Source organism: Brevibacterium daeguense, from assembly GCF_021729135.1.
In the GTDB taxonomy this organism is placed as follows: Bacteria; Actinomycetota; Actinomycetes; order Actinomycetales; family Brevibacteriaceae; genus Brevibacterium; species Brevibacterium daeguense.
This window is the reverse complement of sequence record NZ_JAJTWW010000004.1, coordinates 254318-278917: the sequence shown is the minus strand read 5'-3', so window position 1 is coordinate 278917 and position 24600 is coordinate 254318. Positions and strand designations below refer to the sequence as shown.

Genomic DNA, 24600 nt, shown 5'->3' with positions numbered 1-24600 from the left:
TCGGGTGGCTCGAGTATATGCCCGCACCGGTCAGCGGCTATCGGCGGGGAGCTGAACCGTGAAGACCGTCCGGCCGGGGGCCGACTCCACGGTGACGTCTCCGCCGTGGGCGCGCGCGATCGAGCGGACGATGGACAGCCCGAGGCCGGTCGAACCCTCGGTGGTGGAGCGGGCGGCGTCACCGCGGACGAACCGGTCGAACAGCTCGGGAACCAGGTCCTGGGCGATTCCCGGGCCGTCGTCCTCCACGCTCAGCCGCACCACGGGCGTGCCGGACTCGGCCGCGTTCCCGTCTCCGTTCGCCAGCCGCACCGCGACCGAGGTGCCGGCCGGGGTGTGCTTGCGGGCGTTCGACAGCAGGTTGGCCACCAGCTGGGCGAGCTGCCGGCGGTCGCCGAGCACGGTCACGGGATGGTCGGGGACGTCCAGGGTCCAGCGGTGCTCGCGTCCGGCGGCCGAGGCGTCCGTCACCGCGTCGACGACCACCTCACCGAGGTCGGTCTGCTCACCGCGGATGCGCGGTTCGGAGTCGAGCCGGGCCAGGAGGAGCAGGTCGTCGACCAGCGAGCCCATCCGGTCGGCCTGCTGGAGGACGCGGGCCAGCGAGGCCTTCCCGCGCTCCGACAGGGGTTCGGTCATGCGGATCATCTCGGCGTAGCCGCGCACTCCGGCCAGCGGCGTGCGCAGCTCGTGGGAGGCGTCGGCGACGAATGTGCGCAGCCGCCGCTCGGAGCGGTTGCGCTGCTCGAAGGCCCCGTCCACGGAGTCGATCAGCCGGTTCAGCGCATGGCCCACGGCGCCGACCTCGTCGGCGGGGCGTGCCAGCTCCTCCGGAATCCGGCACCGGGCCAGCGACACCTCGCCCGAGCTCATCGGCACCTCGGCGACCCGTGCCGCGGCGCGTGAGACCTCCCCGAGCGGACGCAGCGAGCGGCGGATCCACCACCAGCCCAGCAGCCCGGCCAGCAGCAGCGCGGCCACCGACCCCAGCACCTGCAGCGCGGCCAGCGACGCTTTGGTGCCGGCAATGGGGGCCGTGGGCAGTCCCGTGATCGCCACCGCGTCATGCCCCAGCTCCTCGGCCTGGACGAGGTAGCGCCCGACATCGAGACTGACAGTCCGGACCACCAGATCGTCGTCGCCCAGGGCCTCCGCACCGATCGCGGAGAGCACTTCCGTGTCCTCTTCGGAGAGCCTCTCGGCATCGCCGTCCTCATCGAGGCGCGAGGCGTGGATCACGTCCCCGTGGTCGACGACGAGCGCGAGCATCTCCGCCGGCTGGCCGGAGGCCTCGACCGGGTCGCGGTGGGAATAGCCGTCGTCCGGATCGTCGCGCCCTCGGAGGAGGAAGGCGGCCGAGCGCTCCCACACCTGGTTGACGCTCTGCTCCAGCTGGCCGTCCAGCGTCCGCCCGGTCAGGACGAGGGAGGTCAGGGTGAAGGCGCTGAGCACCACGGCCAGCAGCACGACGACCCCGGCCACCGTCCGCAGCGTCAGGCTGCCGGGTCGGCCGGTGAACCGGCCGGAGGATCGGCCGGCGGAACGGGCGGCGACGCGGTCGGCGGCGCGGTCGGAGAGCTCGGCGGGTCGTCCGGAGGACCGGTCGGAGAGCTCGGCGGGGCTGTCGGGCCTGTCGGGGCCGGCGGGCCCGCCGGCCGTGGGCGGTTGCTGGGACACGGCTGCCGGCCCTGCCTCAGGGCGCCGGCCGGAGCACGTAGCCGGCACCCCGCACGGTGTGGATCATCGGCGCGCGGCCGGCATCGATCTTCTTCCGCAGATAGGAGATGTAGAGCTCCACGACATTGGCCTGCCCGCCGAAGTCGTACTGCCACACGTGGTCGAGGATCTGGGACTTCGACAGCACGGAACGGGGGTTGAGCATCAGGAACCTCAGCAGACTGAACTGGGTGGCGGTGAGGTCGATCGGCTCACCGCCACGCGTGACCTCGCGAGTCCGGACGTTGAGCACCAGGTCCCCGACCACGAGCTCGTCGGCGCTCTGCTCGGCGGCGCCGGACCGCTGGGCGAGCCGGTGCAGGCGGAACAGCACTTCCTCGAGGGAGAAGGGCTTGGTGACGTAGTCGTCACCCCCGGCGGCCAGTCCGCGGATCCTGTCGTCGACGGAATCCCGCGCGGTGAGGAACAGCGCGGGCACCTCGGGCCGGAAGGCCCTGATCCGGTTCAGCACTTCGAGGCCGTCCAGCTCCGGCAGCATCCAGTCCAGCACGAGCACGTCCGGTGCGCTCGCCCGGGCGGTGTGGACCGCCTCGCGACCGGCGTGGGCGACGTGGACCTCCCAGCCGCACAGACTCAGCCCCATGGACACCAGCTCCGCCAGCACGGGCTCGTCGTCGACGACGAGTGCGCGCAGGGGGCTGCCGTCCGGGTGCGTCAGCTTGGGCAGGACTTCCTGGAGGGCGGCGAGAGAGCTCGGGCTGGCGGGGGCACTGCCCGAAGCGGGTGGGACTGATCCGGACGGTGGTTGCGACACGATCTGCTCCTGGGGTGCGGCGGCGATGGAGCGGAAGTCCGACCGAGAGCCCATTCTCCCGGACGCGTCTCCTCGTCGTGACAGAAGTACCAGCTGAACCTGTGGTCAGGCTGTGCTTCTCCGGGGCGCCGCGACCACAGCCTCGGCACAGCAACGGCATAGGCGGGGCCGAAGAACCTCTGGTGATCTGGACAGCAGAACAACCGGTGATCTCGGTATACGCATCACACTTCGATCGTGATAATTTAGAACATATCAAGGAGCACGCCATGACCGCGACCGAGTCCTTCGACATCGTCGAGTCCCTCACCAGAATCCACCCCGATCGTGCTGACCTCATCGAGGCTGCCGGTCGGACCGGTTCGGCGATCGCAGAATCTCTGGCCGAACACATCGACCTCACGCGCCCGAGGGTCCTGGGACCCGAGTGTCTGGCCCGAATCCCCACTGTCCCCGAACGGGTCAGCGCCTTGATTCCCGCCGGCGACAGTCTGGTCGTCATCGCTCTGGGCCGTCGCAATCGCGAGTGGGTCGCCACGTGGCTGCGGGAAGAGCTGGCTGCGGCCTTCATCCAGGACGCGCCGGGCGCCTCGCTAGTGACGGTCGAGTCGACCAATCGATACCTCACGCACTTCCCTCACGCGGGCAGCGGAACGCGGCAGATCTTTGTCGTCACCGCGCAGGATTGGACCTTCGCCCGCAAGTATCGGCTGGAGGCCGTGACTGCGGTGACGGCCGCCGAGCTGCTGTCCGGCGCGGAGAACGTCCCGAGTTGGGCCCTGGACCAGCTGCTCGGATAAGAGCCGCCGGCCGGGTCGGGACCGGTGGCCGGGTCGGGACCGGTGGAATCGACCGGACGGATGGGAGCGCCTGCGCATGGTGGATCAGCAGCGGAGCCGGATCGCCGTCGTCGGGGGTCGGGGCAAGACGGGCTCGGCAGTCTGCGCCGCACTTCGCGTCCGCGGCGCCGACGCCGTCGCTCTGGGCCGGGCGGAGCTCGACGAACTCTCCGCGGCACTGCGCGGCTGCGATGCCGTCTATCTGATCGCTCCCAATCTGCACCCCGACGAGCCGGCGTTCGTCGCTCGGCTGCTCCGAGCCGCAGCAGCGGCACACGTCCGGCGCGTGGTCTACCACTCGGTGAGCGCGCCGTATGCGCCGGCGATGCCGCACCACCTCGGCAAGGCGATCGCAGAAGACCTGGTCCGCCGCAGCGGTCTCGACTGGTCGATCCTGCAGCCGTGCGCGTATGTCGAGAACCTGCTCCCCGGCCTCCGCGAGAGCTCTCCGCGGATCGCTGTCGCCTACGACCCGGATCGCCTGTTCGGAATGATCGGCCTGGCCGACGTCGGCGCGGTTGCCGCCGAGGTGCTCCTCGACCCCGCCCAGATCGGCGCGACCTGCGAGCTGGGCGGGCCCCGGCTGGTGTCGGTGCGGGACGTCGTCGCCGCTGCCGAGCGGGTCCTGGGCACCTCGGTCGAGCTCGTCGCCTCCTCGCCCGAGGAATGGGCTGCGGGACCGGGCGCCCGGCTGGCGACCCGGGAACGCGAGTGGCTGCAGGCGATGTTCGCGTACTACGACGACTTCGGCCTTCCGACCGGCTCGCTTGCCGCCACGGCGATTCTCGGGCGTCCGCCTCGGGGGCTCGACGAGGTGCTCGCCGCGGCGCTGGGGTGAGAGGCGCCCGCCTTGGCGCTGGGGTGCGAGGTGCTCGCCGAAGCTCTGCGGTGGGATGCGAGTCGCTCGTGACCCCTGTGCGTCGCTCGTGACCCCTGTGGTGTTCAGCAGGTCATCCTGTGATAGTTCTGAGGCATGGACAAGGACGTCGAACACACCGAACTCAGAGTCGAGCACACCGAACTCGGAACCGCCGCTCAGCCGACAGCACACACCAGCGCGCCGGCCGCCGACGGCAGCATTGCGCCGAGCTACGACGAGGTGGTGCTCGGCCGCCGCAGCATCCGCGGCTTCACCGATGAGCCCGTGTCGCGCCCGGTGCTGGAGGAGATCATCGAGCTGGCGATGCGCTCGCCATCCTCGCTCAACAGCCAGCCCTGGAACTTCTACGTCATCACCGGGGAGCCGCTCGAGCGCATCCGGCAGGGCAATGTCGAGCGCAATCTGGCCGGCGTGCCGGAGTCGCGTGAGTTCCGCGGGGGAGACAAGTACCAGGGGGTGCACCGCGACCGTCAGGTGGGCATCGCCAAGCAGCTGTTCGCCGCCATGGGCATCGCCCGGGAGGACAAGCCGGCTCGGCATGACTGGGTGGTGCGCGGGTTCCGCCAGTTCGACGCCCCGGCCATCATCATCGTCACCTACGACCGGGAGCTCCACGGCGGGGACGTCCCGGTGTTCGACTGCGGAGCGGTTGCCACGGCTCTCGTGAACGCCGCGTGGTCCCGGGGCCTGGGGTGCGTCATCAACTCCCAGGGGATCATGCAGTCGCCCGTCGTCCGCGAGCATGCGGGAGTCGCGGAGGACCAGGTCATCATGATCAGCATCGCGATCGGCCACCCGGACTCCTCCTTCCCGGCGAACTCCGTCGTCTCCCGGCGCAAGCCGGTCTCGGAGGCCACCGTGTTCGTGGGCTTCGAGGACGAGCAGCACCTCGAAGGCGCGACAGCCAGCGCCCTCGGCACCGCTCAGTAGGGACCGGCTGCCGGGGGAGGATCCGCCGCGCTCCGCAGGGGGACGGCGATCCGCCGCGGTCCGGACTGCTCCAGACCGCTCCGGGGCAGGACGGCGATTCGCACGAGGACCGACGCCCGCGTGATGCAGTATTGGTCAGTGAATACTCAGTTCGGGATCGAAGAGGAGTTCCTCCTCGTCGCTCAGCACACGGGATCGCCCGCCACTCCCACTCCGGAGCAATCGGCCGGACTGCTTGCGATCGATGCGGGCGGGTGCACCCTCAGCCGGGAATGGCTGAGCTGTCAGATCGAGCACGGCACCCCGGTGCTCACCGAAGGCGGCACAGCCCTGGAGGCCCTGCAGGCAGTGCGGGGGGCCGTCGCTGAAACGGTCACAGGGTTCGGAATGAGTGCTGTGCCGCTGGGCACCTCGCCCCTGCTGCCCGACGCCGGTTCGGCCATCAGCGCGGATGCGCGCTACCAGCATCTTGCGCAGCTGCTTCCGGCGATCGCGGCTGACCAGTACATCAACGGGATGCATGTGCATGTCGCGATCCCGGACCGCGAAGCCGGCGTGCGGGCACTCAACGGCCTGCGCCCCTGGTACCCCGTGCTGACCGCGCTCGGCGCGAACTCGCCCCTGTGGCGGGGCAGCGACAGCGGCTTCGCCAGCTGGCGGTCGATCCACTATCGCCGTTGGATGATCACCGGCATCCCGCCGCTGTTCGCGGATGCAGCCGACCATGACGCGCGCGTCAGCGCTCTGCTGACCTCGGATGCAGCGGAAGGGCCGGCATTCATCGGCTGGCTGGGCAGACTCTCGCATCGGCACCCGACCATCGAGATCCGCACCTGCGACGTGCAGCTCACAGCGGCGGATGCGGCAGCGATCGCCCTGCTCACCCGGGCACTGGTGACGGCCGGCATGGAGGGAGCGCTGGCCGGCCCGGACAGTGAGGTTCCGGGCGCCGCAGCGGACGTGACCCGGGCAGGCAGCCCGTGGACTCCCGAGCTGCTGGACCTGGCCCATTGGCAGGCGGCCCAGCTGGGTCTGACCGGGCGGCTCCTCGATCCGGTGACTGCCGCCTCGGTCCCGGCCGTGGAGGCGGCAGAGCGAGCGCTCACCGCGGCTCAGCCGTTCTTCGCCGATCGGCAGGAGGAACGGTTCGTGCGCGCCGCGATAGCTCGGCTCTGCTCAACGGGCGGGGGCGCGGGACGGCAGCGGCGCGCCCTGGCCCGCGGCGGGGTTCCGGCCGTGCTGGAGGACGCGGTCCGGCTGCTCACGGAATCCGATCCGGTCACGGAGCTCGGTTCGGCAGGATCTCCAGACCGCGATAGCGATTGAGCGCCGCGTGGATCTCCTGGCGCCGCGGCCGGGCCAGGTGACCCGGGTGCCCGGAGAACGACGACAGCCAGTCGAGACCCTGCTCGTCGAGGTGCCGGCAGAGTTGGCTCACGAGTTCGGCGATGGTGCGCTGCCCGTCAGCTGCCTCGGCCAGCCGGTCGAGTGCGCGGGCGAGCGCCTCGGTCTGGGCGGGATCGACGAGCTGGGCAACCGCTCGCAGATCGATGTCCGCCTCGCCGTACTGGATCCTCGAATCCCCGCGGGCACGGGCCGGCTTGGTCTTCCGCGGCGGGTTGAGCCCGGCGGCAGTGGGCACTCGGCGCGCGCCGAGCAGCGAGTCGACGGCGGTGCCGGTGTCCGGTGGTGATGCGGAAGCGGGGCCGACGTCCCTGGGTGATGCAGCGGCGTGGCCGGCGCTCGGTGGTGATGCGGCGATAGGAACCGTGATGGCGATCTCATGCGCCTGCGCGGTGACGTCGGACGGCCGGTACGCGTCGAGTGCGATCACCTGGTCGGCGACGTCGAAGAAGGCCCCGGATCCGCCCGCGACCAGCACAGTGGACACGCCGAGCTCCTCGTGGAGCGGGCGCACCCGATCGACGAACGGGGTGATCGGCTCACGATCGCCGGGGATGAGAGCGCGCATCCGGTCGTCGCGGATCATGAAGTTCGTCGCCGAGGTGTCCTCGTCGATGAGCAGCGCGCTCGCCCCGGCTTCGATCGCCTCGACGAGGTTCGCCGCCTGCGAGGTCGAGCCGCTGGCATTGGCGGTGGTGAAGCGGCGGGTGTCGGTGCCCGACGGCAGATCGGAGATGAAGGGGGAGATGTCGACGCCGGTGACCGCTCGTCCGTCCTCCGCGCGCACGGTCGTCGCGTCCGCCCGGGTGATCACCCATTCCCGCCCGTCGCCGGCGATGTGCGGGTAGACGCCGCGCTCGATCGCGCGCAGCAGCGTGGACTTGCCGTGGTACCCGCCGCCCACGATGACGGTCACTCCGACCGGCACGCCCATTCCGCTCACCCGGCGTCCGCTGGGCAGCTGGAAGGACGTGCGCAGCGACGGCGGACTGGTGAAGGGCGCCGCGTCCGTGCCCAGCGGCAGGTCGGAATCCCCGGAGCGGCGTGGCAGGATCGCGCCGTCGCCGACGAAGGCGACGAGCCCGGCCCCGGCGAGCTGGGCGCGCAGGTGCTCCTGGTCGCGCAGCAGGACGACGTGTTCGCGCAGCGCCGCCGCGTCGAGGTTCGCGTGGAGCAGGGAGGATCCGACGATCGCGGGCACCGCCTCGGTGAGCAGGCGCGCGGCGACCCGGCCATCGGCCGAACGCCGACCGCCCGCGGGAAGGCCGATCTCGAAGCGCGCCTCGACCCGATCCTCGGCGATGAGGACGCTCGTGCGGTCGAGGACCTGCTGGCCGGGCGTGCCGATGCTCAGCGCCCTGCGCCCGGCGCTTCCGTGCCCGGTGCTCCCGCGACCGGTGCTCCCGCGACCGGTGCTTTCGCGACCGGTGCCGCGCGCACGGCGGTTCTCGCGGGCGTCGGGGGAGGCGCGGGCGTCGGGGGCCTCGGGGCCACCGGGGGCGCCGGGTCCTGGCTCGAACCGGCGGATGGCCTCCGCGAACCGCCGCGTGAGGAAGTCACTCGTCGCCGCTCTGCCGAATGGGTCATCCGTGAGCTCGGGCGGCAGATCCGCAGTGGAGGCGTCGAGGACGACCCGCACCTTGCTGGGCGGTGCGTAGGGGTCGACCTGCACATGGTCGATCGCCAGCCGGAATCGACCGCGATCAGAGCCGCAGTCGCGGCTGCCGAAGCCGCAGCTGCCCAAGTCATAGCTGCCGCGGAGCTGCCGGTAGGCGCCGTACCCCTTGCCGTCGATTCCCCTGAGGATGCGTTCGAGTTCGGCGCTGCTCCGCATCGAGAGTCTCCTGCGGCAGGTGGTCTGGGCTCAGGTGCCCTGTGCACGTTACCAGCAGCGGTGGCTCGGCCGGAGCGCCCGAAATTCACGGTCCGGAGCGCCCGGGATGCAGGGTCCGGAGCGTCCGCTACGCCGACGCAGGGTGGCGTGGGCGTGGACACGCGTGATCTGAGCGCGGAGATGCGTGACTCGCAACCAGCCTGACAAAGAGGGTTGGGCGTGGAGCTGCGGGACACTCGGCCGGCGATGTGCTTGACAGCAGTCAGCTGTGACTGCTTATCTGAGAAAATCCCACCCAACCGGAAGGACCCGCAATGGCGCAGGTAGAAGTGACTCAGCAGTACTCGCAATCCCCGGACTCGATCTGGGCGAAGCTCGGCGATCCCTACGACCTCAAGGAGCTGCTCGGCGTCGAGACCCGCCGCGAAGACGACGTCCGCTGGATCACCTCTGCCGACGGCAGCCAGATGAGCGAGCGCATCACCGCCCACGATGACGCTGCCCGCACCTACAGCTACGAGTACCTCGAAGGGCCGCTGCCGGTCGATCACTACGTGTCGACGATCCGCGTCGACGAGGACGGTGACGGCTCGTCCGTGACATGGAAGGCCGACTTCGCCGCCCGCGGAGGCTCCGCCGAGCTCGAGCAGAAGCTCACGGGCGGCATCGAGAAGATGTACCGCGGGGCGCTCGCCAAGCTGGCACAGTCCGAGGCGCCGGCCGCCGGCTGAGCTTCGTGCTCCCTGGTCTGTGAACCAGCGTGCGGTTACTTCTCGTCGAGATCGCTCGTGATATCGACGAGAAGTAACCGCACGATTGCCCCAGGTGCGCGCTTGCCTCGGGAGCGCGAGCCTGAGTCTCCGCTCAGCTCGAGGCGCTGACCACCTGCAGCTGACCCGTCCGCGGACCCGACTGGTAGTAGCCATCGAGGAAGTCCTCCAGGCGGTCGAGCGCCTCGGAGAGCACCTCGGTGCTGGGCAGCGTGACCAGCCGGAAGTGGTCGGGTTGGTCCCAGTTGAATGCGGACCCATGGCTGATCAGGATCTTCTGCTCTCGCAGCAGGTCGAGCGCGAACTGCTCGTCGTCGACGATGCCGAACCGGTCCACGTCGAGCTTCGCGAACAGGTAGAGCGCACCGCGTGCCGGGTTGCAGCTGATGCCCTCGATCGCGTTGAGGCGTTCGGTGGCGAGCTCCATCTGGGCGCCGAGCCGTCCCGTCGGCAGCACCAGATCCTCGATCGTCTGGTAGCCGCCGAGCGCGGCCTGGATCGCGTGCTGGGCGGGCACATTGGCGCACATCCGCATGTTCGCCAGCAGCTTGATGCCCTCGATGTAGCTGGCGGCCTTCCAGTTGGGGCCGGTGATCGCCAGCCAGCCGGAGCGGTAGCCCGCGATCCGGTACGCCTTGGACAGGCCCGAGAAGGTCATGCACAGCACGTCCTCGCCGGTCAGCGTGGCCATGTTGATCATCTCGGCGTCGCCGTAGGTGATCTTCTCGTAGATTTCGTCGGAGAAGACGATGAGCTCGTGCTCGCGGGCGATGTCGACGATCCCCTGCAGCAGCTCGCGCGAGTACACCGCGCCGGTGGGATTGTTCGGGTTGATGACGACGATGCCGCGGGTCCGCGGCGTGATCTTCGAGCGCAGATCCTCCAGGTCCGGGTTCCAGCCGTCGTGCTCATCGCACTCGTAGTGCACGGGCGTGCCGCCGGACAGCGCCACCGAGGCGGTCCACAGCGGGTAGTCGGGTGCCGGCACCAGGATCTCGTCACCCGGATCGCACAATGCCTGCAGCGACAGCGTGATGAGTTCGCTGACTCCGTTGCCCAGGTAGACGTCGTCTGCGTCGAGGTTGCGGATGCCCTTGGTCTCGTAGTACTGGACGACGGCCCTGCGGGCCGACGGGATTCCGCGGGAGTCGCTGTAGCCCTGCGCCTCGGGCAGGTGCTTGATGATGTCGACGAGGATCGAGTCGGGGGCCTCGAAGCCGAACGGGGCCGGGTTGCCGATGTTGAGCTTAAGGATCCGGTGACCTTCGGACTCCATCCGCTCGGCTTCTTCGAGAACCGGTCCGCGGATGTCGTAGAGGACATTGGACAGTTTCGCCGACTGCGTGAACATGGAGACCCTTCGAGAGTGCCGGAGCTGGTTTTCCTGGTCCACAGTACGCCCGAGACCTTGTGTTTCCTGGGAACGAAAAGGTTCGACCTCTCAGCCTTTGGTCAGTCCCTGGTGCAGCTCGCCGCGCTCGGCGCCTCGGCGCACCGCCGCTGATCCGGCAGGTTCCCTTGACCCCTCGACTGCACTCGCGCGGCCTTGTACCGTTGTGAGTGCTGGTGAGTCACCCACATCCGTCGCTCGACACCGAAGGCTGAGGAGAAGGACATGGCAACCAACGAACTGGTCCAGATCGCCGAGGAGCTGGAGAAGCAGCGTGACCGCGCCCGCCGGAGCCTCCTGGAGGCGTTGCTGGACAAGGTCGAGGACGACCCGTATCCCTCGGTCACGATCCTCGACTTCATCGAGTCGCTGCTCGAACCCCACGAGGTCCCGGACTACCTCGAGCAGCTCCTCGATCGCGTCCGCGCCGACAGGTTCCCCAGCATCGATATGATCCGGCGGATCGAGAAGTACGTATGACATCCGGCTGGGTTCAGGAGCGGGTCTCCTGATCCCAGCCGGACGGTCTCCCGATCCCAGCCGACCGGTCTCAGCTGCCTGCCTCGGCCGTCGCCGGTGGGGCCGAGCTCTGGTCCGGACCTTCCGCGGGCGCCTCGGTCCAGGAGTTCCGCAGCGCCTCGACGATGGCCTGGGTCAGCTGCCGCGTGTCCGCCTGACCGCCCAGGTCGAGCGGCAGGATTCCGGAGGCGGTGGTCGCCTCGATCGCCGCGCGGACGGCGTCGGCCTCCGCCGGCAGCCCGAGATGATCGAGCATCAGAGCCGCCGAGGCGATCGCGCCGATCGGATTCGCGATCCCCCGGCCGGTGATGTCGGGGGCCGAACCGTGGACCGGTTCGAACATCGAGGGGAAGCGCCGCTCCGGGTTGAGGTTCGCGCTGGCGGCGATCCCGAGGCTGCCGGCCAGCGCGGAGCCGAGGTCGGACAGGATGTCGGCGTGCAGGTTCGAGGCCACGACCACCGAGAGCTGCTCGGGGTGCAGGACGAACTTCGCACTCATCGCGTCGACGAGGACGCGCTCGGTCTCGACGTCCGGGTAGTCCTCCTTGACCCGGGCGAAGACCTCGTCCCACAGCACCATCCCGTGCTGCTGCGCGTTGGACTTCGTAACGCTGGATACCTTTGCGACCTGCCGCGTCCGTGCCAGGTCGAAGGCGAAGCGGATGATGCGCTCGCAGCCCTTCTCCGTGTGGAGGCTGGTCTGCACCGCGACCTCCTCGCCGGGCCCGCGCCCGCTGAGGTTGCGACCGCCCAGCCCGGCGTACTCGCCCTCGCTGTTCTCGCGGACCACGATCCAGTCGAGCTCGACGTCGTCGGCCTTGCGCAGCGGCGAGGTGACCCCGGGCAGGAAGGTCACCGGGCGGATGTTCGCCCACTGATCGAAGGGCTGGGTGATCGCCAGCCGCAGCCCCCACAGGCTCACGTGGTCGGGCACCTCGGGGGAGCCCACGGCGCCGAAGTAGATCGCGTCGTGCCTCCTCAGCTCCTCGAGTCCCCCCTCCGGGATGTAGCGACCGTGCTCCCGGTAGTACGCGGAGCTCCAGGGGAACTCGGTGACGCGGAACTCCAGTGCCCCGCCGGACAGTTCCGCGACGGCGTCGAGGACCTGCAGTCCGGCGTCGATGACTTCGCCGCCGATCCCGTCGCCGGGGATCGAGGCGATCGCAAAGCTCTGCTGGGCAGCCATGGGTTTCCTTTCGCAGGCCGGGCCGAGACGCCCGCTGGGGTTCGCGGGCACGCGCCCCTGAGTGGGGGTCTACCCACCATTCAGGCACTGGCGGCTGCAGACGTCAAAGACATGGAAGCGATCGCACCCATAGGGGTCGACTATCAGTGGTGCTCCGCGAGGTGCTCCACCTGCCGGATGAATCGGGCGGCAGCGGGGGTCAGCCCGTCGGCACGGGCGACGACGGAGACGTGCAGGGACGGCGCCTCGGCGATGGTGAGGAAGCGCAGGCCCATGCGATCGACCGGACTCACCCAGGCCGAGGGGAGGATCGCGTGCCCGACCCCTGCCGAGACCAGCGGCAGGATCGAGGTCCGGTGAGTCACCTCGGCGGCGATCTCGAGGGCGACGCCGGAGGCGATGAGCTCGTCGGCGTAGGCGCGCATCGCCGATCCGGTCTGCGACACCACCATCCGTGCTCCGCGGAGCCCCTCGGGGCGAATCTCCGGCTGGTCGGGCCAGCGGTCCTCGTGCGGGTTGACCGCCAGCATCAACGGCTGCTCGCCGAGGTCGATCACCGAATGGCGGGCCACTCGGACGGGGATGTGGCTGCCCAGGAGCCCGATCTCGGCCTGCCCGTGGCGCACCGCCTCGATCGTCTCCTCCACGGTGAACGTGCCCGCGATGTCGAGCACGATCTCCGGATGCTCACGGGTGAAGCCGGCGACGAGCGTGGTCAGCGGCTCGATCCCGGGGGAGGGCATCGAGGCGATCTGCACCCGCCCGGCGCGGAGGCCCTGCAGACTCTGGATGTGCGACTTGGCCGCTTCGAGATCGCGCAGCACCAGGCGGGCGGGCCCCTCCAGCTCCCGGCCCGCCTCGCTGAGCCGAACCGAGCGGCCGAGGCGATGGAACAGGGTGATGCCGAGCTCGCGCTCCAGGCCTTTGATCGTCTGCGACAGTGAGGGCTGGGCGACGAGGAGCGCGGTGGCCGCGCGGGTGAAGCTCCCCTCGTCGACGACGGCGAGGAAGCAGCGGAGCTGCCGAGCATCCATAGGTGAATCCTATGCGACTTCAAGGAAACTTGCCTTGGACGCTCCAGGCGGTTGGGCGGAACATATGAGCAGGTCAGCCGATGCGCGCCGCCCGGCGCACGTCGAGCTGGCAGGTCGACGGGGACTTGCCGACCGAGCCTGCCGGGACATCCGACCGTGACGCACCGATCGGCGGAGCGGGACCCGGCCCGATGGAAAGGACCGATGACGGTGAGCGATCCGGAACCGCGGGCCGGGGGCGGCCTGCAATCGACCATCGACCAGACCAAGACGGATGTGCGGGCCGCGCTGCTGGGCGGCAAGACCTTCCGCAGCCTCAGCGAGCAGAAGCTCTCCCCGCGGGAGGAGAAGTTCGAGCGCGCCCGACAGACCTCGGGCTTCATCCTGGCCCCGCTGGTGGCGATCGTGTTCGCGCTGCTGCCCATGGGCCTGGAGCGCCAGCAGCATCTCCTCGCCGCAATCCTGCTGGGCGTCATCGTCCTGTGGATCACCGAGCCGGTGCCGATCCCGATCGGCGGTCTGATCGGAGTGGGGGCGGTGGTCGTGCTCGGTGTCGTGCCCGCCGCGGACGCCGTCGCGCCCTTCGGCTCATCGACGATCTTCACCTTCATCGGCGCGTTCATCCTGGCGCAGGCGATGCTCCGACACGGCATCGCGCAGCGGGTGGCGCTGGCCGTGCTGTCGATGCCCGGCGTGGGCTCGTCGGTGTACCGGGTGATCATCGCGTTCGGCCTGATCACCTGCGGGCTGTCGGCGTTCGTGTCCAACACCGCCACGGTCGCGATGCTGATGCCGACCGCATTGGGCATCCTCGCCGTGATCGGCGAGCTGATGCAGGAGCGCGGCACCGTCAAGCCGGACTTCGACCCCCTGCGCCTGCGGGTGGGCGCGGCGCTGCTGCTCATGCTCGCCTACGGCGCAAGCGTCGGCGGGCTGCTCACGCCGGTCGGCTCCCCGCCGAACCTCATCGGGCGCGGGCTCATCGAGGAGGCGACCGGAGAGCGGATCTCCTTCGGACAGTGGATGGTCATCGCGCTGCCCGTCTGCGCGGCGATGTTCGTCGTGCTCGCGATCGTGATGTTCCTGCTCAACAAGCCCGAGCTGCGCCACGTGGAGGGTGTCGCCGAGTTCGTGCGCAAGGAGCGCGAGGACCTCGGGCCGATCTCACGGGCGGAGAAGAACACGCTGTTCGCGTTCGGGATCACGGTGCTGCTGTGGCTGCTGCCGGCGTTCGCGGCCCTGTTCACAGGCACCGACTCGGCGCTGTACACATTCCTCGACTCCCGCCTCGACGAGGGCATCGTCGCCGTCCTGGGCGCCTCGCTGCTGTTCATCCTGCCGATAGACTGGAAGGCGCGGAAGCCGACTCTGACCTGGTCGGAGGCGGCGAAGATCGACTGGGGCACCATCGTCCTGTTCGGCTGCGGCATCATCTTCGGATCGCTGCTCGACGACACCGGGCTCGCTGAGACCATCGGCAACGGATTCGCGGACACGCTGGGCTTCACCAGCGTCATCATGATCACGTCGCTGTCGGTGGTGCTGGCCATCATGATCTCGGAGACGACCTCGAACACCGCCTCGGCGGCCGTCGTCGTGCCGATCGTGATCCCGCTGTGCCAGGCGGCCGGCATCGATCCGTTCGTCCCGGCGCTCGCGGCGACCTTCGCGGCGTCCTTCGGGTTCATGCTGCCGGTGTCGACGCCGCAGAACGCGATCGTCTACGGCACGGGCGCCGTCCCGATCACCCGGATGATCCGCACCGGCATCGTGTTCGACATCGCCGGGGCGATCCTCATCGTCGCGCTGGTGCCGGTGATGATCGCCGTCGTCGGAGTGGGACGGTAGCCGACGTCTACGCTGGAGCCGTGATCTCCTCCACGACCGTGCTGCTGGTGTTCGACCTCGTCGGGGTCTTCGCCTTCGCGCTGTCCGGCAATCTGCTGGCGGCCCGGCGGAACTTCGACATCACCGGCGGACTCATCCTCGGATTCCTCGCCGGGCTCGGCGGCGGCGTGATCCGCGACCTGCTGCTCGACACCACCCCGGTGGCCCTGCGCGAGCCGATCTACCTGCTCCCTCCCGTGCTGGCCGCCGTCGTCGTCTACTTCGCCGGTCAGCGCGCGGAGAACGCCCGCGTGCTGATCGTGACCTTCGACGCGATGGGGCTGGCGCTGTTCTGCACCACCGGCACGGTGCTGGCGCTCGAATCGGGGATGAACTTTCCGGGTTCGCTCCTCATGGGGGTGATCACCGCATGCGGCGGCGGACTCCTGCGCGACGTCGTGGCCAATGAGGAGCCGGCGGTGTTCAACGGCTCGGACCTCTACGTCATCCCCGCCTTCTTCGGTGCGCTCCTGAGCGCGATCTGCAAGCAGAACGAGCTGTGGAACGTATGGGTCGGAGTCGGGATCGTCGCCGTCGTCTTCGCCTTCCGGATGGCCGCCTGGCATCTCCAGTGGCACGTGCCCTCGCCGATGCGCGGCTGGTCATTCCGGGAGATCGACGCGCAGCTGCGATCCAAGGTCCCGGTGTTCCGCGGCAGGGGGAGACGCACAGATTCGCAGGACGCCTCGGACGGCGACGAGTAGGCTTGCGGTCATGACTCGTCCGCTGCGTTCGCTCGCCCCCGACGAGATCGTCGAGCTCTGCGCGCGGCACTTCGGTCTCGCCGTCGAGTTCGACTCCTTCCTGCCGGGCGAGGTCGCGATCAACGTGCTGCTCCATCACGATGGTTCGGCGTATGTCCTCAAGGTCGAGTACCCCTCACGGACCACCACCGCGCGGCATTTCGACTGGGTGTGCCGGGTGCAGGCCACGGCGCGGGCCGCCGGGCTGCCCGTCGCGGCCCAGCTGCCGTCGGCCACCCCGTACGCCGACGCCGAATCCGGTGAGTCCTCGGGTGCCCTCGCACTCGCGCCCATCGGCAAGGACTCCGCGATGGTCCGCCTCCACGAGTTCGTGCCCGGCCGCGTCGCCGCCGGGGTGGAACCGCCCGCCGACTACCCCGCACAGGTCGGTCGCCTGGCTGCCGGGCTGGTCTCCGCGCTGGCTCGGGTGCCCGCGGAGCCCGAGCCCATCCTCCACGCGTGGGCATTCGAGACGACCGGGGCCAATGTCATCTTCGCCTGCGACCGGATCGCAGCGCTCGAGTCGGCCGGCCAGGTCCCCGTCGAGTACGGCGCGCGGCTGTCGGGTGATCTGGCCCTCGCGCGCGCCCATGCGCAGACCTTCGAGACCGAGATCCGACCCCAGCTGACCGGACTGCCCCACCAGGTGGTCCACCAGGACCTCAACGACTTCAACATCCTCATCGCGGACGGAGCGATCGCCGGGGTCATCGACTTCAATGACGCGCGCACGGCGCCCCGGGTGGCGGAGCCGGCGGTCGCCGCGGCCTACGCGATGCTCAGTTCGCAGGACCCGCTGGCAGCGATCCGCGAGACGTGCACCGGGTATGCCGAGGCGGCAGACGCCTCGGGTGCGGAAGGTGCCGAACCGGCGGCTGGTGCCGAAGGTGGCGGACCGGCGGCAGGTGCGGAAGGTGGCGGACCGGCGGCAGGCGCCACGGCAGCCTTGAGCGCCGGTGAGCTGGCATTGGTCGAGCAGGCCGCGATCACCCGGCTCTGCCTCGCGGCGTGCACGTGGACCACTCGGGCCCTCACCGCACCGCCCGACAGCTTCGCGGCCGCCTTCGGCCGCAGCCGCATGAAGCGAGCGTGGCCGGTGATCCGAGCCGTGCTCGACGACCCAGCCGGATCCAGGAGGATCTCATGACTGTGCTCCCCGCTCGACGTTCTGCCGACCGGGCGCTGCCCGATCGCCGTCGCGTGCTTCAGGCCGCCGGGATCGCCGGCGGGCTGCTCAGCGCTGGGGCGACCGCTGCGTGCAGCTCGGGGTCCGAGGGCGATGGCGGCTCCGGCGATGAGGGCTCCGGCGACGGCGACTCCGGCGGCGAGGAGCTGCCCACCGTCACGGTGCCCGTCGCCGAGGTGCCCGTGGGTTCCGGCATCGTCGTCGAGAACACCTATGCGGTCGTGCAGCCCGCCGAGGGCGAGTTCCACGCGTTCTCGGCGGTCTGCACCCACGAGGGCTGCCTGGTGCAGAACTTCACCCCGACCGAGATCGTCTGCCCCTGCCACTCCTCGCGCTTCTCCACGACCGACGGCACCGTGATCTCCGGTCCTGCCAGCACCGCGCTGGCGGCGGCCGTCGTCACCGAATCAGACGGCGAGCTGACGATCAGCCCGGCGTAGCGCCACCCGTCGTGCGTGAGCCGCTCGTGCAGCAGCTCCTAGAATCGACTCATGACCTCCACCCCTGAGCCGCATGCTTCCCTGAACGCTTCCCCGAACGCCGTCTCGAACTCCGCGGAGACCGCCGCCGCGCGCCCCGAGCCCGCGTCCGAACCGCGCCCCACCTCACCGGCCACTGCTGCGGCACCCGTGACGGACGCGGAGTCGCTCAACGAGCAGCGGGGCCGGGACCGCTTCGACGAGATGAACTTCCACACCCGCAAGTGGGTGCGGCCGGAGGATCTCAACGCCAACGGCACGCTGTTCGGCGGGAGCCTGCTGCGCTGGATCGATGACGAGGCAGTGGTCTACGCGATGATCCAGCTGGGCAACCAGCGGATCGTGACGAAATACCTCTCGGAGATCAACTTCCGCTCATCTGCCACGCAGGGCGACATCATCGAGATCGGACTGCAGGCCATCAACTTCGGCCGCACTTCGCTGACCATGCGGTGCGAGGTGCGCAACATCATCACGTCCGAGGTGATCCTCTCGATCGACCAGATCGTGTTCGTCGGCCTCGACGAGGATGGCAATCCCCAACCCCACGGCTTCACCGAGATCACCTATGAGCGTGACCGCTTCCCCGAGGAGCTGCGCCACCGCCGCGGCTGAGTCCCGCCTAGCCGATCAGCGCGGTGAGGATCCCGCCGAGCAAGCCGAGGAGCAGCGACCAGCGCGATGGCGTCTTCATCATCCGGATCCGGGTGCGCAGGGTGGCCTTCCGGGAGAACTGCGCGCCGACATCGACGCCGGCGAGCGCGGTCCGCGAGTCCGCGCGGCTGTCGAGCACGATCCGCCGCGGCTGGGCCGGATCCATCCGCACCGGGATCACCGCCCCGAGCCTGAGCATCTCCGCGTCGACCGGATCAACGGTCCACTGCAGCCGGGCGGGCACCGCCCGACCCCCGGGCAGGCGCGCGTCCAGGGCGATCTTCACGCGGCACTGAGCGCCCGTGCGCGTGGCGCGGATGCGGACGACCCGGGCGAGGCCGCGCACCCCGGAGCGCAGGAGGGGCTCCGCTGCCCCGCGCGTGATGTGCACTGCCCGGGGGATGCTGCCCACCGCCAGCAGCACGGCAGCGGCCAGCGCGAGGACGGCCGGCCAGATCAGCGCCAGCAGCTGCAGCGCAGGCGTCTCATCGAGGATGCCGGGCGTGGGGATCGCGCCGGTGATGAGGAAGATGAGGAGTGCGGTGATGCCCAGACCTGCGCCGAGTCCCAGGCACAACCAGAGCGCCGCACGGCCCAGGGGCGCTTCGCGACGTTGGGAAGCTGAGGTTCCCGGCAGGGTGCTGACCATGTCCGGCACGCTCAGCACGCTATCGAGCACGGGGAAACGCCGGAGAACCCGGACATGAATGGGAGGGGACGGTGCGGACAAGGGTGTCCACTACACTGGTGCGGTGATGTCAGGCAGCAGCGACCCCGTCTCCGACAGCGCCCCCGACTCCGAGCAGGATTCCGGTCGCGCGGCCGAGTCGACGGTCTCTCACGCGCGCAGCATGGGCACCTGGATGTTCGTCCGTGGCGTGCTGGGCTTTGCGTTCGGCATGGCCACGATCTTCTGGCCGCGTGAGACGCTGGCCAACGCCACCCAGCTCACCCTGGGCGTGCAGACGGTGGACCTCGTCCTCATCGCCTACCTGGTCCTGAGCGCGGTCCTGCTGATCGGGCAGAGCCGCCGCGCCGATCCGGGGGTCCGCACCGCTCTGCTGGGCCAGGCGGTCGTGGTGATCCCCGCCGTGATCTTCCTGTTCATCTCCGACACCCCGCCGGAGCTGCGCGCGGCAGTGTGCATCTGGGCGCTGCTCCACGGCGGGCTGGAGCTGTGGATCTACTGGATGCAGCGCTCGGCCGCGATGGCCTCGGACCACCTCATCGCCGCCGGCTGCCACCTGCTGCTCGGGGTGATCGTGGCCTTCGGCTCGGACATGGGCGCGCTCACGGTGTTCGGCTTCGCCGGTGCCGCCGTGCTGATCTCCTCGGTACTGTATATGTTGGGCGGGTACTCCCGCCGATCACGCGCTCGGGCTTGAGCGCAAGCGGACGCCAGCACCACACCCCCCCCCAGAAGCTCAGGAATCAATGACTGCCTTCACATCAGGAATCGACAGCTGGGACCCGGCTGCCCCGACCGCCGGCCCGCTCGGTGACCTCGCCGAGGCGATGCGTACCCTCGACGCGGAGCTGTTCGGTGACCTCGTGGCCCTGTCCCGCACTCCCCGGCTTCTCATCGCCACCGACTACGACGGCACGATCGCTCCCATCGTCGATCGTCCCACCCACGCCTTCCCGCTGCCGATCTCGCTGGTGAGCATGCGCGCCCTGGCGGCGCTGCCCGATACCCAGGTGGCCGTCATCTCCGGGCGCTCCCTGCGGGACCTGGCCGCGATGTCGCGGCTGCCGCGCGAGGTCAACCTCGTCGGCTCCCACGGCAGCGAGACCGACATCGACGCCGTCGACGCCCTCACCGACGACCAGCGGCAGGCGCTGTCGCAGCTGCGCGCCGCGGTCGGCGAGCTCGTCGCCGAGCTGCCGGACCTCCACATCGAGCCCAAACCCACCGGTGCCGCGATCCACCTCCGCGGCCTCGACGCGGCCACCCGCGCCGTCGCCGAGGCGGCGATCGGCCGCATCGTGCGCAGCACCCCGGTCGACCTCGTCCGCGGCAAGGAGGTCGCCGACCTCACCGTGGTGACCACGTCCAAGGGCGACGCGCTGATCGAGCTGCGCGAGCGCCTCGGCGCCGGTGCCGTGATCTACATCGGCGACGACACCTCCGATGAGGCGGCGCTGGCCACCCTCGCCCCCAGCGACCTCGGGATCAAGGTCGGGCGCGCGGGGATCGGGACGAACGCCCGCTACACGGTCCCCGACCCGGAGACCGTCGCGCTGCTGCTGACCAGCATCTTCGAGCTGCGCCGGTCCTGGCTGTTCGGCCGCGACGCGGTGCCGATCGAGCGCCACTCGATGCTGGCGAACGGCCAGTCGGCGGCCCTCATCGACCCCATGGGCAGCATCTGCTGGATGCCGCACCCGCTGCCGCACTCGGCGTCGATGTTCTCCGAGATCCTCGGCTCCGACGCTGCCGGCTATTACTCCGTGTCGACGGTGGCCGGCGGCAAGCCGCTGACCCAGCGGTATCAGCCGCGCACCATGATCGTGGAGACCCGCTGGCCCGGGCTGACCGCCCGGGATTACCTCGCGCCGGTGCCCGCCGACAGCCAGGACACCGTCCTGGTCCGGGTGCTCACCGGCGACGCCGAGGCGGAGATCCGGTTCGCGCCGCGTCCGGACTTCGGCGCCTACCCCACCCGGCTGGAGGTCGTCGAGGAGGGCGTCCGAGTGCTCGGCACCGCGGAGCCGATCATGCTCCACGCGCCGGACGTCGAGTTCGAACTCGTCCGCGAGCACGGCTCGGACACCGCCGTCGCCCGCGTGCGCCCGGGCTCCACCCGGGCAGGACGGGTGGTCCTCGTGCTGGTCTGCGGCGGCTACTTCGAGGACACCGGCTACATCCTCGAAGGGGGCGAGGAGCTCGTCCGCCGCCGTGCCGCCGGCTACTGGCGCAACTGGGCCGACAGCCTGACCCTGCCGGAGCTCAAGCGCGAAGAGGTCACCCGCTCGGCGATCACGCTGCGCGCCCTGTGCCACGTGCCGACCGGCGGCATCCTCGCCGCGGCGACGTCATCGCTGCCGGAGGGGATCGGCGGCATTCGCAACTGGGACTACCGCTACACCTGGCTGCGTGACGGTGCGATGACCGCCCGCACCCTCATCGACCTCGGCTCGACCGCGGAGGCGGAGGGCTTCCTGTACTGGCTCAGCAGCATCCTGGCCGACGCCGCCGGCCCCGAGCAGCTCCATCCGCTCTACGCCGTGGACGGCTCCGCGCTGACGACCGAGGCGGTGCTCGAGCATCTGCCCGGCTACGCCGGCTCCCGGCCGGTGCGCGTGGGCAACGCCGCCGAGCACCAGGTGCAGCTCGACGTGTTCGGCCCGGTCACCGAGCTGCTGCGCGACCTGACCTTCGTCCTCGGCCACCTGTCCGAGGAGTACTGGCAGCTCACGTGCGACATGGTCACCGCCGTCGAGCGGCGGTGGGAGGAGCCCGACCACGGCATCTGGGAGGCGCGCCGCCCGCCCAAGCACAACGTCTACACCAAGGTGATGTGCTGGCTGACAGTCGACCGCGCGATCGCGATCGCCGAGCGCTTCGAGCGCACGATGCCTGGCGCATGGCGGCAGCTGCGGGAGACGATCGCCGAGGATGTCATCACGAACGGCTGGAACGAGAAGGTCGGCGCCTACACCGTGGCCTACGGGGAGGACGACCTCGACGCGGCCTGCCTGTTCGTCGGACTCTCCGGCCTGCTGTCGGCCGACGACCCCCGGTTCGCCGCCACCGTCGACGCGATCGAGCGGGACCTGCGGGTCGGCCCCACCGTGTTCCGCTACCACTACGACGATGGACTGCCCGGCCTGGAGGGCGGCTTCCACATCTGCACGACCTGGCTCATCGAGGCCTTCATCATGGTCGGCCGGCTCGACGACGCCCGCGACCTGTTCCGGCGCCTCGACAACCTCATGGGTCCGACGGGGCTGTTCCCCGAGGAGTACGACCCGGCCTCGGAGACGCACCTGGGCAACCACCCGCAGGCCTACTCGCACCTGGGCTACATCCGGGTGGCGCGGATGCTCGACGAGCTGGTCGGCGTGCAGGACACCGCGAGTGTGACGACCGGCAGCCTGGAGATCGTCGAGGAGCGCTGAGCGGGCCGGCCGGATCCCGGGCGGTCCCTCAGCCCGAACGCTGCCGCTGCTCCTGGCGGGGTGCCTGCGGCCGAGGCGACAGCCTGCGCCTGCGCCACCACTCGGCTGCCGCCGCGCCGACCATGCCGGCGGCGATGTCGCCGATGGTGTCGAGGGGAGTCATGTAGACGTCCGGGTCGATGAGGACCATGCCCGCGAACTCGAGGCACTCCCACACCACGCACAGGACGGCAGCGGCGGCGAAGGTGGGCCAAGCCGCGGCCGGGTCGAACGGGGTCCGGGGCCACCACTGCTCCAGCATCTCGCGGGCGAGCAGGGCCAGCACTCCCGTGGCGGCGAAGTGGACGAGCATGTCCCACCCGATCCACGACTCGTACAGGTCCCATTTCCCCGACCATGCCGAGACGAGGAGAGTGACGTTGAGGGCGATCTCGAAGGTCGCCGAGGTGCGCAGCCGCCAGCCGATCGTGGTGCCCAGGCAGACGAGCAGCATGACGAGCGCGGTCTGCACGTCGCCGAGCAGCAGGCAGATGAGCACCGAGGCGACCGCGGCCCAGCGGACCACGAGCACCTGCACGCGCCCGGCGCTCATGCAGTCAGCCGCCGCTCGCCCAGGCGTTCGCTCCACCGCTCCCAGGGGCGCTTCCGGCGCCAGTTCACGCGGATCGTCTCGATGCCGCGCCCCAGGCGCACCAGGCCGTTGCTGTGCAGCGGCCGCGGGGACATGCCGACCCGGATGCTCGGCGCGAACAGGACCCGTTCGTGGGCGCGCACCCGGAAGGCCAGGTCCATGTCGTCGTGGACGCCGGCGTCGAGGTGCACATCGTCCTTGACCTGGTTCCACCAGATTCTTCGGAATGCGAGATTGGTGCCGAACAGCGGCAGATGGCCGAGTGCGAGCCCGGCCGCGCACAGGTAGCTGCCCATGTAGACGGCCGAGGCGACGTCGCCGAACAGTGCGGGAAGCCCGTAGAACCGCCCCGAGCCGGTCACGGCGACTGCTCTGGGGTCCTGGTCCAGGCGTTCGAGGAGCTGGGCGATCCAATCGCGCGGCGGCAGCGTGTCGGCGTCGGCGCGGATGACGATGTCGCCGGTCGCCGCATCGTAGCCGGCAGCCGCCGCGAAGGGGATCCCGACCTGCGTCTCCCTGACGATGCGGGCGCCTCGGCTGCGGGCGATGTCCGCGCTCCGGTCCGAGGAGTCGTTGTCGACGACGACGATCTCGTCCGGCGCTCGCGTCTGCAGCGCGAGGGCGTCGAGGAAGCGGGCCAGGTGGTCGGCATCGTCACGCACCGGCACCACCACCGAGCAGCAGACGTCGGCCTCGCGCAGGCTCGTCTCCGCCTCGTCGAGTGGCCGGTCGGGTCGACCGTCGAACGGACCGCCGTCCTGCGCGCCCCTCATCGGGTGTCCCGAGCGGGCACCGGCCGGTTGCCGCCGTCCATGACGCCGGCGCGGAGCCGGACGATGACCGCGACGGCGATCACCGCCACCGAGGCCAGGGCTGCGCACCACGCGACCAGCGGCGAGATCAGTCCGCCGTCGAGGCGCCCGACGGCCACCCACGCCAGCCCCCACGTCGTGGCGAGGGCGGGAGCGATTCTGCCGCGGGTCCACACCGCGGTCGCGACCGCGATGGCGGCGGCGACGAGGACCACAGCACACCCGAGGACCTGCCAGCCGGCGATCCCGGCCAGCCCCAGCGACGCGAGCCATGCGGCGATGTTGGCCGCGGTCGCGACGCAGACCCAGCCGAGGTAGAGCCCGAAGGTGCCGTCGGTGAGCACCGTCTCGGCCCACCCCGCGGGCCGCTCGGCGGTCATGATGACGAGGATTCGGATCAGCACCGCGAGCAGCGCCAGGATCACCACGACGGTGAGGACGAGCACGCCGAGCTGGACCAGCCAGATCCAGGCGGCGTTGAGGACAGCGGAGAGGATCGCCCACGGCCGCAGCCGCCGCTGGCGTTCGGAGGCGCGCGCGGCGGGGAGCAGCTGCCAGAGGGCGTAGCCGATCAGCCCTGCGTAGATCACGCTCCAGATGCTGAATGCCGGACCGGCGGGGGCCACCGGCGTGGAGTCCGCCGTGAGCCAGCCACCAGCGGCTTCCGTGATCGGGGTGCCGCCGAGGGCGCCGCTGCCGAAGAAGGCGGCGACGATCGACAGAGCAACGGCGACGACGGTCAGGACGGGAATGAACCACGAGGTCTGCTGCTGCTTCACACATCCACACTAGACAAGGAGTCTTGTTTA

Annotated in this window: 23 protein-coding genes; 13 read left to right on the top strand and 10 right to left on the bottom strand. The window is 70.2% G+C overall.

Annotation, left to right across the window (positions count from 1 at the left end; translation table 11 throughout):
* Positions 1 to 30: 30 nt before the first annotated feature.
* Together LXN01_RS06105 and LXN01_RS06100 are read right to left on the bottom strand one after the other, a co-directional pair.
* Positions 31 to 1677 carry a sensor histidine kinase gene (locus LXN01_RS06105; protein ID WP_236863726.1) on the bottom strand — a complete coding sequence of 549 codons (1647 nt, stop codon included), beginning with the start codon at positions 1675 to 1677 and terminating at the stop codon, positions 31 to 33.
* Between the two features lie 16 nt (positions 1678 to 1693).
* A complete protein-coding gene (locus LXN01_RS06100; protein WP_439098454.1) occupies positions 1694 to 2491 on the bottom strand; it encodes a response regulator transcription factor in 798 nt (265 codons plus the stop codon).
* A 269-nt stretch (positions 2492 to 2760) separates the two neighbouring features.
* Here LXN01_RS06100 and LXN01_RS06095 point away from each other — a divergent pair, with 269 nt between their 5' ends.
* From LXN01_RS06095 to LXN01_RS06080, 4 genes are all read left to right on the top strand, one after another.
* On the top strand, positions 2761 to 3291 hold the full coding sequence (locus LXN01_RS06095; RefSeq protein WP_236863725.1) for a hypothetical protein: 531 nt from the start codon (positions 2761 to 2763) through the stop codon (positions 3289 to 3291).
* A 76-nt stretch (positions 3292 to 3367) separates the two neighbouring features.
* Positions 3368 to 4168 (top strand): SDR family oxidoreductase, encoded by an 801-nt coding sequence (locus tag LXN01_RS06090; RefSeq protein ID WP_236863724.1) that lies wholly within the window; start codon positions 3368 to 3370, stop codon positions 4166 to 4168.
* Between the two features lie 135 nt (positions 4169 to 4303).
* Positions 4304 to 5140, top strand: a complete 837-nt coding sequence (locus tag LXN01_RS06085) for a nitroreductase (protein ID WP_236863723.1) — start codon at positions 4304 to 4306, stop codon at positions 5138 to 5140.
* A gap of 138 nt (positions 5141 to 5278) precedes the next feature.
* Positions 5279 to 6466: a carboxylate-amine ligase gene (locus LXN01_RS06080; RefSeq protein WP_236863722.1), complete on the top strand. Its 1188-nt coding sequence runs from the start codon at positions 5279 to 5281 to the stop codon at positions 6464 to 6466.
* Here LXN01_RS06080 and LXN01_RS06075 read toward each other — a convergent pair.
* Positions 6420 to 8378: an ABC-ATPase domain-containing protein gene (locus LXN01_RS06075; RefSeq protein ID WP_236863721.1), complete on the bottom strand. Its 1959-nt coding sequence runs from the start codon at positions 8376 to 8378 to the stop codon at positions 6420 to 6422. The two genes, LXN01_RS06080 and LXN01_RS06075, sit on opposite strands and share 47 nt — an antisense overlap.
* 314 nt (positions 8379 to 8692) lie before the next feature.
* On the opposite strand from LXN01_RS06075, the gene LXN01_RS06070 reads away from it, so the two are divergent.
* A complete protein-coding gene (locus LXN01_RS06070; RefSeq protein WP_236863720.1) occupies positions 8693 to 9109 on the top strand; it encodes an SRPBCC family protein in 417 nt (138 codons plus the stop codon).
* A gap of 133 nt (positions 9110 to 9242) precedes the next feature.
* On the opposite strand, the gene LXN01_RS06065 is transcribed toward LXN01_RS06070, so the two are convergent.
* Positions 9243 to 10499 carry a pyridoxal phosphate-dependent aminotransferase gene (locus tag LXN01_RS06065; protein ID WP_236863719.1) on the bottom strand — a complete coding sequence of 419 codons (1257 nt, stop codon included), beginning with the start codon at positions 10497 to 10499 and terminating at the stop codon, positions 9243 to 9245.
* Between the two features lie 264 nt (positions 10500 to 10763).
* On the opposite strand from LXN01_RS06065, the gene LXN01_RS06060 reads away from it, so the two are divergent.
* Positions 10764 to 11018 carry a hypothetical protein gene (locus LXN01_RS06060; RefSeq protein WP_236863718.1) on the top strand — a complete coding sequence of 85 codons (255 nt, stop codon included), beginning with the start codon at positions 10764 to 10766 and terminating at the stop codon, positions 11016 to 11018.
* A gap of 70 nt (positions 11019 to 11088) precedes the next feature.
* Here the strand turns inward: LXN01_RS06060 and LXN01_RS06055 are convergent, their stop codons facing one another.
* Together LXN01_RS06055 and LXN01_RS06050 are read right to left on the bottom strand one after the other, a co-directional pair.
* Positions 11089 to 12243 carry a tartrate dehydrogenase gene (locus tag LXN01_RS06055; RefSeq protein ID WP_236863717.1) on the bottom strand — a complete coding sequence of 385 codons (1155 nt, stop codon included), beginning with the start codon at positions 12241 to 12243 and terminating at the stop codon, positions 11089 to 11091.
* Positions 12244 to 12386: 143 nt separating this feature from the next.
* On the bottom strand, positions 12387 to 13277 hold the full coding sequence (locus LXN01_RS06050; protein ID WP_236863716.1) for a LysR family transcriptional regulator: 891 nt from the start codon (positions 13275 to 13277) through the stop codon (positions 12387 to 12389).
* Between the two features lie 210 nt (positions 13278 to 13487).
* On the opposite strand from LXN01_RS06050, the gene LXN01_RS06045 reads away from it, so the two are divergent.
* From LXN01_RS06045 to LXN01_RS06025, 5 genes are all read left to right on the top strand, one after another.
* Complete coding sequence (locus LXN01_RS06045; protein WP_236863715.1) at positions 13488 to 15125, top strand: SLC13 family permease; 1638 nt, start codon at positions 13488 to 13490, stop codon at positions 15123 to 15125.
* 20 nt (positions 15126 to 15145) lie between these two features.
* Positions 15146 to 15868 (top strand): trimeric intracellular cation channel family protein, encoded by a 723-nt coding sequence (locus LXN01_RS06040; protein WP_236863714.1) that lies wholly within the window; start codon positions 15146 to 15148, stop codon positions 15866 to 15868.
* A gap of 10 nt (positions 15869 to 15878) precedes the next feature.
* Positions 15879 to 17054: a phosphotransferase gene (locus tag LXN01_RS06035; protein ID WP_236863713.1), complete on the top strand. Its 1176-nt coding sequence runs from the start codon at positions 15879 to 15881 to the stop codon at positions 17052 to 17054.
* Positions 17051 to 17533 (top strand): QcrA and Rieske domain-containing protein, encoded by a 483-nt coding sequence (locus LXN01_RS06030; protein WP_236863712.1) that lies wholly within the window; start codon positions 17051 to 17053, stop codon positions 17531 to 17533. Before LXN01_RS06035 ends, LXN01_RS06030 begins: the two co-directional genes overlap by 4 nt.
* A gap of 243 nt (positions 17534 to 17776) precedes the next feature.
* A complete protein-coding gene (locus tag LXN01_RS06025; RefSeq protein ID WP_236863850.1) occupies positions 17777 to 18187 on the top strand; it encodes an acyl-CoA thioesterase in 411 nt (136 codons plus the stop codon).
* 7 nt (positions 18188 to 18194) lie between these two features.
* On the opposite strand, the gene LXN01_RS06020 is transcribed toward LXN01_RS06025, so the two are convergent.
* Complete coding sequence (locus LXN01_RS06020) at positions 18195 to 18884, bottom strand: hypothetical protein (protein WP_236863711.1); 690 nt, start codon at positions 18882 to 18884, stop codon at positions 18195 to 18197.
* A 97-nt stretch (positions 18885 to 18981) separates the two neighbouring features.
* On the opposite strand from LXN01_RS06020, the gene LXN01_RS06015 reads away from it, so the two are divergent.
* Together LXN01_RS06015 and otsB are read left to right on the top strand one after the other, a co-directional pair.
* Positions 18982 to 19611, top strand: coding sequence for a hypothetical protein (locus LXN01_RS06015; protein ID WP_236863710.1), 630 nt, complete (start codon positions 18982 to 18984; stop codon positions 19609 to 19611).
* 49 nt (positions 19612 to 19660) lie between these two features.
* Positions 19661 to 22348 carry a trehalose-phosphatase gene (gene otsB / locus LXN01_RS06010; RefSeq protein WP_236863709.1) on the top strand — a complete coding sequence of 896 codons (2688 nt, stop codon included), beginning with the start codon at positions 19661 to 19663 and terminating at the stop codon, positions 22346 to 22348.
* Positions 22349 to 22376: 28 nt separating this feature from the next.
* Here the strand turns inward: otsB and LXN01_RS06005 are convergent, their stop codons facing one another.
* From LXN01_RS06005 to LXN01_RS05995, 3 genes are read right to left on the bottom strand one after another with little or no spacing between them, the layout of a single operon-like run.
* Positions 22377 to 22940 carry a DUF2238 domain-containing protein gene (locus tag LXN01_RS06005; protein WP_236863708.1) on the bottom strand — a complete coding sequence of 188 codons (564 nt, stop codon included), beginning with the start codon at positions 22938 to 22940 and terminating at the stop codon, positions 22377 to 22379.
* Positions 22937 to 23752, bottom strand: coding sequence for a glycosyltransferase family 2 protein (locus tag LXN01_RS06000; protein WP_236863707.1), 816 nt, complete (start codon positions 23750 to 23752; stop codon positions 22937 to 22939). Before LXN01_RS06000 ends, LXN01_RS06005 begins: the two co-directional genes overlap by 4 nt.
* A complete protein-coding gene (locus LXN01_RS05995; protein ID WP_236863706.1) occupies positions 23749 to 24570 on the bottom strand; it encodes a TspO-related membrane protein in 822 nt (273 codons plus the stop codon). Before LXN01_RS05995 ends, LXN01_RS06000 begins: the two co-directional genes overlap by 4 nt.
* Between the last annotated feature and the right edge of the window lie 30 nt (positions 24571 to 24600).